General features: G+C 58.6%; 7 protein-coding genes. 4 read left to right on the top strand and 3 right to left on the bottom strand.

The genetic code is table 11. The annotated features are described in order from the left end of the window. Positions 1–1,644, bottom strand: a 1,644-nt coding sequence (locus tag FEM54_RS18880; RefSeq protein ID WP_138452440.1) for a long-chain fatty acid--CoA ligase, incomplete at its 3' end; no start/stop codon positions are given. 383 nt (positions 1,645–2,027) lie between these two features. Beyond that, positions 2,028–3,716 carry a long-chain-fatty-acid--CoA ligase FadD2 gene (gene fadD2 / locus FEM54_RS18875; RefSeq protein WP_017139194.1) on the bottom strand — a complete coding sequence of 563 codons (1,689 nt, stop codon included), beginning with the start codon at positions 3,714–3,716 and terminating at the stop codon, positions 2,028–2,030. 210 nt (positions 3,717–3,926) lie between these two features. Here fadD2 and FEM54_RS18870 point away from each other — a divergent pair, with 210 nt between their 5' ends. After that, the gene (locus FEM54_RS18870) at positions 3,927–4,871 is read left to right on the top strand and encodes an alpha/beta hydrolase (RefSeq protein WP_099550453.1); all 945 of its coding nucleotides are present in this window, start codon (positions 3,927–3,929) and stop codon (positions 4,869–4,871) included. Between the two features lie 58 nt (positions 4,872–4,929). Beyond that, positions 4,930–5,400 (top strand): MaoC family dehydratase, encoded by a 471-nt coding sequence (locus tag FEM54_RS18865; RefSeq protein WP_003175719.1) that lies wholly within the window; start codon positions 4,930–4,932, stop codon positions 5,398–5,400. Positions 5,401–5,548: 148 nt separating this feature from the next. On the opposite strand, the gene FEM54_RS18860 is transcribed toward FEM54_RS18865, so the two are convergent. Continuing rightward, entirely contained in the window at positions 5,549–6,016 is a 468-nt protein-coding gene (locus tag FEM54_RS18860; RefSeq protein WP_017139192.1) for a ferritin-like domain-containing protein, read from the bottom strand. Between the two features lie 204 nt (positions 6,017–6,220). Between FEM54_RS18860 and FEM54_RS18855 the strand changes: the two genes are divergently transcribed. Together FEM54_RS18855 and FEM54_RS18850 are read left to right on the top strand one after the other, a co-directional pair. Continuing rightward, entirely contained in the window at positions 6,221–6,457 is a 237-nt protein-coding gene (locus tag FEM54_RS18855) for a DUF3820 family protein (RefSeq protein ID WP_017139191.1), read from the top strand. Between the two features lie 11 nt (positions 6,458–6,468). Beyond that, positions 6,469–7,644 (top strand): aminotransferase class V-fold PLP-dependent enzyme, encoded by a 1,176-nt coding sequence (locus tag FEM54_RS18850; protein WP_138452439.1) that lies wholly within the window; start codon positions 6,469–6,471, stop codon positions 7,642–7,644. Positions 7,645–7,676 lie beyond the last annotated feature (32 nt).

Raw genomic sequence — 7,676 nt, 5'->3', positions numbered from 1 at the left:
GCGCAGGATCTTGCCCACGTTGGTGGTCGGCAATGCATCACGGAACTCCACGGCCCTGGGCACCTTATAGCCGGTGACGTTGGCGCGCATGTGTTCCATCACCTGGTCCTTGGTCAGGGTCGCCCCTGGCTTGACCACAATAAAGATCTTGATGTGCTCACCGGATTTTTCATCCGGCACACCGATGGCCGCACATTGCAGCACGCCCGGCAGGCTTGTCAGCACGTCTTCCAGTTCGTTGGGGTAGACGTTGAAACCGGAGACCAGAATCATGTCTTTCTTGCGGTCGACAATGCGGATGTAGCCGTCTTGCTGGATGATCGCGATGTCACCGGTCTTCAACCAGCCTTCACTGTCGAGCATTTCGGCGGTGGAGTCGTCGCGCAACCAGTAGCCCTTCATCACCTGCGGGCCTTTCACACACAGCTCGCCGGTTTCGCCCAGCGCCAACTCGGTGCCGTCGTCGGCGATGACTTTGCACAGCGTGGAAGGCACCGGAATGCCGATGGTGCCGATCTGGATATGCTGGATCGGGTTGACGGTGGCCACCGGGCTGGTTTCGGTCATGCCGTAACCTTCACAGATGCCACAGCCGGTCACGGCTTTCCAGCGCTCAGCCGCAGCCAGTTGCAGGGCCATGCCGCCCGACAAGGTCACTTTGAGTGCGGAGAAGTCCAGCTTGCGGAACGCCTCGTTATTGCACAGCGCCACGAACAGCGTGTTCAAGCCGACAAAGCCGCTGAACTTCCACTTCGACAGTTCCTTGACCATCGCCGGCAGGTCGCGCGGGTTGCTGATCAGGATGTTGTGGTTGCCGATCAGCATCATCGCCATGCAATGAAAGGTGAACGCATAGATGTGGTACAGCGGCAGCGGTGTGATCAGGATCTCGCAGCCTTCGTTGAGGTTGGAGCCCATCAGCGCCTTGCACTGCAACATGTTGGCGACAAGGTTGCGGTGGGTGAGCATCGCGCCCTTGGCCACGCCGGTGGTGCCACCGGTGTATTGCAGCACGGCCACATCGCCGCTGGCCGGGCTGGCGTCGTTAACCGGTTGGCCGTGCCCCTTGGCCAGCACGTCGTTGAACTTGATCGCATTGGGCAAGTGATAGGCCGGGACCATTTTCTTCACGTACTTGATGACGCTGTTGATCAGCAGGCGCTTGAACGGCGACAGCAAGTCAGCGACTTCGGTGACGATCACGTGCTTGACGGCAGTCTTGGGCACGACTTTTTCAGCCAGGTGCGCCATGTTTGCCAGGCAGACCAGGGCCTTGGCCCCAGAATCATTGAATTGGTGTTCCATTTCCCGCGCGGTGTACAGCGGGTTGGTGTTGACCACGATCAGCCCGGCACGGATGGCACCGAACACGGCCACCGGGTATTGCAGGACGTTGGGCAGTTGCACGGCGATTCGATCGCCGGGCTTCAAATCGGTATGCTGTTGCAGGTAGGCGGCGAAGGCGCCGGACAATTCGTAGAGTTCACCGTAGGTGATGGTCTTGCCCAGGTTGCTGAAAGCCGGTTTGTCGGCGAAGCGCTGGCAGGACTGTTTCAGTACCGCCTGAATATTCTGATACTCGTCTGGATTGATGTCTGCAGCAATCCCGGCGGGGTACTTATCCTTCCAAAAGTCTTCGTTCATGGAAGCCCACTCCTCAGCGACGCGAATTCATCATCGCATTTGATGCGATTATTATTGGTGTATGTTTTTTTAGGTGAATCTGGCGCTTTCAAGCAGGCCGAGAAGTCACAAAGCGCGCCGAGAGTAGCAGCTTTGCCAAGGGCCGCCTAGAGCCAAAAGAAGGCCCTACAGTCATAAACATGACTCAAGAATATCTAATGGTCATTTTTAGAGCAAAGATTCTATAAGCCAGGAAATCGCTCTGGAATGGGCTTTACGGAGCGATAAACAGCAATGTGGGAGCTGGCTTGCCTGCGATAGCGGTGAATCAGTCGATAAATCGGGTGACTGATACATGGCTATCGCAGGCAAGCCAGCTCCCACATTTTTTATTGCATTTCACATCAGGCGATGTCGCGCAGCTCCCTGCGCAAAATCTTGCCCACCGGCGTCATCGGCAACGACTCACGCAACACAATGTGCTTGGGCACCTTGTACCCGGTGAAGTTGGTCTTGCAGTACGCCTTCAACTCATCAACGCTCACACCTTGGGCGCGCGCCACCACAAACAGCTTCACCGCCTCGCCGGTGCGTTCGTCCGGTACGCCGATCACCGCGCAGTTGGCCACTGCTGGATGCGCCATCACCACGTCTTCGATCTCGTTGGGGTACACATTGAAGCCCGAGACGATGATCAGGTCTTTCTTGCGATCGACGATGCTGACAAAACCATCGGTGTCGATCACCGCAATATCACCGGTTTTGAGCCAACCTTCGGCGTCCAGGGTCTCGGCGGTGGCCACGGGTTGCTGCCAGTAACCCTTCATCACCTGCGGGCCTTTGATGCACAGCTCGCCGCGCTCGCCCAGGGGCAGCTCGCGGCCTTCATCATCAATCACTTTCATCGCCGTGCCCGGCACCGGAATGCCCACGGTGCCCAGCCGCGACTGGCTGCCGTAGGGGTTGGTGCTGGCCACCGGCGAGGTTTCGGTGAGGCCGTAACCTTCGCCGATGGAGCAACCGGTGAGTGCCTTCCAGCGCTCGGCGGTGGCCTTGACCAGCGCAGTGCCACCCGAATTGGTGATCTTGAGATGGGAGAAATCCAGGGTCTTGAAGTCGGGGTGATCCATGAGCGCCACGAACAGCGTGTTCAACCCGAGCAAGCAGGAGAACCGCCACTTTTTCAGCTCCTTGATAAACCCGCCGATGTCACGCGGGTTGGTGATCAGCACGTTGTGGTTGCCGGTCACCATCATGCACATGCAGTTCGCGGTAAAAGCATAGATGTGGTACAGCGGCAGCGGCGCAATCATCACCTCCTGCCCTTCTTTCACCAGCGGCTGGCCGTCATCGGTGACCTGGGACATGCACGCCCGCGCCTGCTGCATATTCGCCACCAGGTTGCCGTGGGTGAGCATCGCGCCCTTGGCCAGGCCGGTGGTGCCGCCGGTGTATTGCAGCACGGCGATATCATCCAGCGTCACCGGGTGGCGAACCACCGCCTGGCCCGCGCCCATGCGCAAGGCGCGCTTGAACGACACCGCACGTGGCAGGCTGTAGGCCGGGACCATTTTCTTGACCTTGTCGACCACGGTGTTGACCAGCCAGCCTTTGGCGGCGGGCATGAAGTCGCCCATCCTGGCTTCGATCAGGTAGTCGATCTCGGTGTCGGTGCACACGTCCTGCACCCGCGAACCGAACAGGTTGAGATAGACCAGCGCGCGCACGCCGGCATCCTTGAACTGGTGGCGCATCTCACGCGGGGTGTACAGCGGGTTGGTGTTGACCACGATCAACCCGGCGCGCAGCGCGCCGAACACCGCAATCGGGTAATGCAGCACGTTGGGCATCTGCACCGCGATGCGCTCGCCAGGCTTGAGGTCGGTGTGGTTTTGCAGGTAGCCGGCGAACGCGGCACTCTGGCGCTCAAGCTCGGCGTAGGTCAGGGTGATGCCCATGTTGCTGAACGCCGGACGGTCGGCAAAGGCCTTGCAGGAGCGTTCAAAGACTTCGATCACCGATTTGTAGGTAGTGAGGTCGATATCATTGGGAACGCCCGCCGCGCGTTTGTCATTCCAGAAATCAGGTTGCATTATTCTTGTCCTCGTACCTGAGTGTGTCCGGCCGCTTTCTCATTGGTATAAAAAGCGGAGCTTTGGGGACGTTAGCAGCTATGGCCAAACAGGCAAATACGCGCAACTGTGTCATTTATTGTATGAATCTTGCCCCTAACGTGTAGGCAGATACACCAGCCCCGGCCAGATGAGCTATACACTGCAACGACCCTGAGCAAAGGAAGCGCTATGAATCACAGCACCTTCTGGCTGACCGCGAATGACCGCAGCCGCCTGTACGTCAATCAATGGCTGCCGGACGGGCCCGCCAAGGCCATGATCATGCTGTCCCACGGCATGGCCGAACACAGCGGGCGCTATGCACGCCTGGCCGAAGCGCTGTGCGCAGCCGGCTACGGCCTGTACGCGCCGGACCAGCGTGGCCATGGCCGCACCGCCGATGAAGGCACGCTGGGCCTGTACGCCGAAAAGGATGGCTGGAATAAAGTGGTGGGCGACCTCGCCAGCCTCAACCAGCACATCGGCCAGCAGCAGCCGGGCCTGCCGATCATCTTGCTGGGCCACAGCATGGGCAGCTATATCGCCCAGGCGTACCTGCTGCACCATAGCGCGAGCCTGAATGGGGCGATTCTCAGCGGTTCGAATTACCAGCCGGTGGCGCTGTACCGCGCCGCCGGCGTCATTGCCCGACTGGAGCGCGCACGCCAAGGCCTGCGCGGGCGCAGTGCATTGATCGACTTTTTGTCGTTCGGCTCATTCAACAAGGCATTCAAGCCCAACCGCACCGCGTTTGACTGGCTAAGCCGCGACCCGCTGGAGGTGGACAAGTACATCAATGACCCGCTGTGCGGCTTTCGCTGCACCAACCAGTTGTGGATCGACTTGCTCGGCGGCTTGCAGCAAATCAGCAAAGCGTCCAACCTCGCACAGATCGATCCGGGCCTGCCAATTATGATAATGGGCGGCGAATGTGATCCGGTAAGTGAAGGCAAACGTCTCAAAAGCCTGGCCCATGCCCTGCGTGAGGCTGGTTGCCAGAACCTGCAATTGAATATCTACCCGCAGGCGCGTCATGAAGTGTTCAACGAAACCAACCGCGATGACGTGACAGCGGATGTTCTGAAGTGGCTCGACCAGGCCTTGACGTTACGCAGGCCGGCGCGCTGCGAATAACTTTTTCCTTTAAAATCAATCTATTAAATTACCGATTAGCCACAGGATGCACCTTTAGATGACCCAGGTTACCAACACCCCATACGAAGCCCTCGAAGTCGGCCAGACCGCCAGCTACAGCAAGACCGTCGAAGAGCGCGATATCCAGCTGTTCGCGGCGATGTCCGGCGACCACAACCCGGTGCACCTGGATGCCGAGTACGCCAAGGCGACCATGTTCAAGGAGCGTATCGCCCACGGCATGTTCAGCGGCGCGTTGATCAGTGCAGCGGTAGCGTGCGAGCTGCCTGGGCCGGGCACTATCTACATCGGCCAGCAGATGAGCTTCCAGAAGCCGGTAAAAATCGGCGACACCTTGACCGTGCGCCTGGAGATCCTGGAGAAGTTGCCCAAGTTTCGTGTGCGCATCGCCACGCGCGTCTTCAACCAGCGCGATGAGCTGGTGGTGGACGGTGAGGCTGAAATTCTTGCGCCGCGCAAGCAACAGGTTGTTACGTTGACTGAGCTGCCGCCGATCAGCATTGGCTGATAGAAATCTCAAAATCAATACAAAGCAAATGTGGGAGCTGGCTAGCCTGCGATACACACCTCGGCGTATCAGTTACACCGGGGTGATGCTATCGCAGGCAAGCCAGCTCCCACATTCAGTTACAGCTTAGGCAGTTACAACACAGGGCTTACGAGTTAGCGCGAGCCTGGTTACGCAGGGCTTTCACCTGGTCGTGGTTACGTTGTGCGCCGTGGAACTGACGCTCAACCAGGTCACGAATACCCAGCAGGTTGTGCTTGTTGATTTTCTCGATCGCTTCCTTGTAAGCCTTCAGGGCGTGGTCTTCACCGCGCTCGGCTTCGTTCAGTACTGCCTCTTCATCTTTACCGGTGACCAGCGACTTCACGTCGACCCAGCCACGGTGCAGAGCGCCGGCAACCGAACCGGATTCTTCCGGATCGCCACCCAGGGCACGCACGGCGGTTTGCAGCTCGGCTGCGGCAGTGGCGCAATCGGCGGAGCGTTTCTGGAACAGCGCCTTGAGCTCAGGATGCTTGATGTCTTCAGCACAAGTCGCGAAGCCTTTCTGGCCGTCTTTGCTGGTTTCGATCAGGTCGTTGAGTACGGAGATCGATTCTTTGTTGATGTCAGTCATTTTTCAATTCCTTGTGCAGGTTAGAAGGTTGTCTTAATGATTGCAGCGCCCGTGCCAGGTTTTGAAAAATTAATTTATTGATATATATCAGCCACTTACAAAATATTGAACCATCTGTATGTACGTTATTTGCATGATCTGTCATTTGGCCTTCATGCAGAATGCCTGTATTTTCCAAGGACTCGACGCCAACCCTTGAAGCCCATGAACCCCGAAAAACTCGAATTGCTGATCACCCGCGAAATGCCCTTCGGCAAGTACAAGGGACGCATCATCGCCGACCTGCCCGGCCCCTACCTGAACTGGTTTGCCCGTGAGGGTTTTCCTCACGGCGAGCTGGGCGGTTTGCTCGCTTTGATGCAGGAAATCGACCACAACGGCCTGTCAGAACTGCTGGAGCCGCTGCGCGTAAAGCACGGCAAACCCGCCCCCCGCCATTAAGAGCCCACGCTATGCCAAGGAATGCAGACAACGAATGTCACTGGCACGCCATCGCCCAGCGCTATGAGCTGGAGCCTGGCCCGATCAATCTGGAAAACGGCTACTTCGGGCGCATGAGCCGTGCTGTGCAGGCGCAGTATCTGGAGCATGTGGCCTTTATTAACCGCAGCAACTCGCTGTATGTGCGTCAGCGCTTCGAGCAAGGTGAAAATGTCGAGATCCGTCAGCAACTGGCCGGGCTGATCGATGCGGATCCGGAGGCGATCGCTTTCACCCGCAACGCCACCGAGGCTTTGCAATCGCTGATCCGCAACTACAACGGCCTGCAACCAGGCGATCAGGTGCTGATCAGTGATCTGGAGTACGACACGGTCAAAGGTGCCATGCGTTGGTTGGCTGGTGTTCGCGGTGTGGAGGTAGTCGAACTTGCCCACGCCCACCCGGCCAGTTTCGACAGCCTGGTGCAGACCTATCGCAATGCGTTCGTGCAGTACCCGCGCCTCAAGCTGATGGCGCTGACCCATGTCACCCACCGCACCGGCCTGGTGATGCCTGTCGCAGCCATCGCCAAGGCGGCGCGTGAGCATGGCGTGGACGTGATTCTTGATGGCGCCCATGCGTTGGGCCAGATTGACTTCAACCTCGCCGAACTGGGCATTCAGTTCGCCGGGTTCAACCTGCATAAATGGATCGGCGCGCCGCTGACCCTGGGTTTTCTGTACATCGCCCCGGAGCGCCTGGCCGATATCGACCCGGACATGGGTGAGTTTCACTACCCCTCCAGCGACGTGCGTGCGCGCACCTCCTACAGCACGCCGAATTTTCCGGCGTTGATGACCTTGCCGTTGGTGCTGGAGGAACATCGCAACCTCGGCGGCTCGGCGGCCAAGGGTGCGCGCGTCAATTACCTGCGTGATCGCTGGGTCAGCCAGGTGCGCGGGTTGCCGGGGATTGAGGTGCTGACACCGGATGATCCGCGGCTGTATTGCGCGATTACGGCGTTCAAGTTTACTGGGCGGGATCAGACGGCGATGGCGGATCGGTTGCTCAAGGAGTACGACCTGTTTACCACCACGCGCACGGGTGCGGCGTTTGGAACCTGTATTCGGGTGACGCCTGGGCTGGTGACCTCGGCGGCAGACATCGATGTGCTGGTCAACGCAATAACTGAGTTAAGCGCGGACTAAAACTGTGGGAGCTGGCTTGCCTGCGATAGCGG

Origin of the sequence: Pseudomonas edaphica, assembly GCF_005863185.1 — a bacterium.
In the GTDB taxonomy this organism is placed as follows: domain Bacteria; phylum Pseudomonadota; class Gammaproteobacteria; order Pseudomonadales; family Pseudomonadaceae; genus Aquipseudomonas; species Aquipseudomonas edaphica.
The sequence above is the reverse complement of the archived record's forward strand: the minus strand, read 5'-3'. Positions and strand labels throughout refer to the sequence as shown.

What these genes read in the sequence shown, in the direction of transcription:
- fadD2 (WP_017139194.1), bottom strand. Translation starts at nt 3,716, where the DNA reads ATGCAACCTGATTTCTGGAATGACAAACGCGCGGCGGGCGTTCCCAAT.
- FEM54_RS18870 (WP_099550453.1), top strand. Translation starts at nt 3,927, where the DNA reads ATGAATCACAGCACCTTCTGGCTGACCGCGAATGACCGCAGCCGCCTG.
- FEM54_RS18865 (WP_003175719.1), top strand. Translation starts at nt 4,930, where the DNA reads ATGACCCAGGTTACCAACACCCCATACGAAGCCCTCGAAGTCGGCCAG.
- FEM54_RS18860 (WP_017139192.1), bottom strand. Translation starts at nt 6,016, where the DNA reads ATGACTGACATCAACAAAGAATCGATCTCCGTACTCAACGACCTGATC.
- FEM54_RS18855 (WP_017139191.1), top strand. Translation starts at nt 6,221, where the DNA reads ATGAACCCCGAAAAACTCGAATTGCTGATCACCCGCGAAATGCCCTTC.
- FEM54_RS18850 (WP_138452439.1), top strand. Translation starts at nt 6,469, where the DNA reads ATGCCAAGGAATGCAGACAACGAATGTCACTGGCACGCCATCGCCCAG.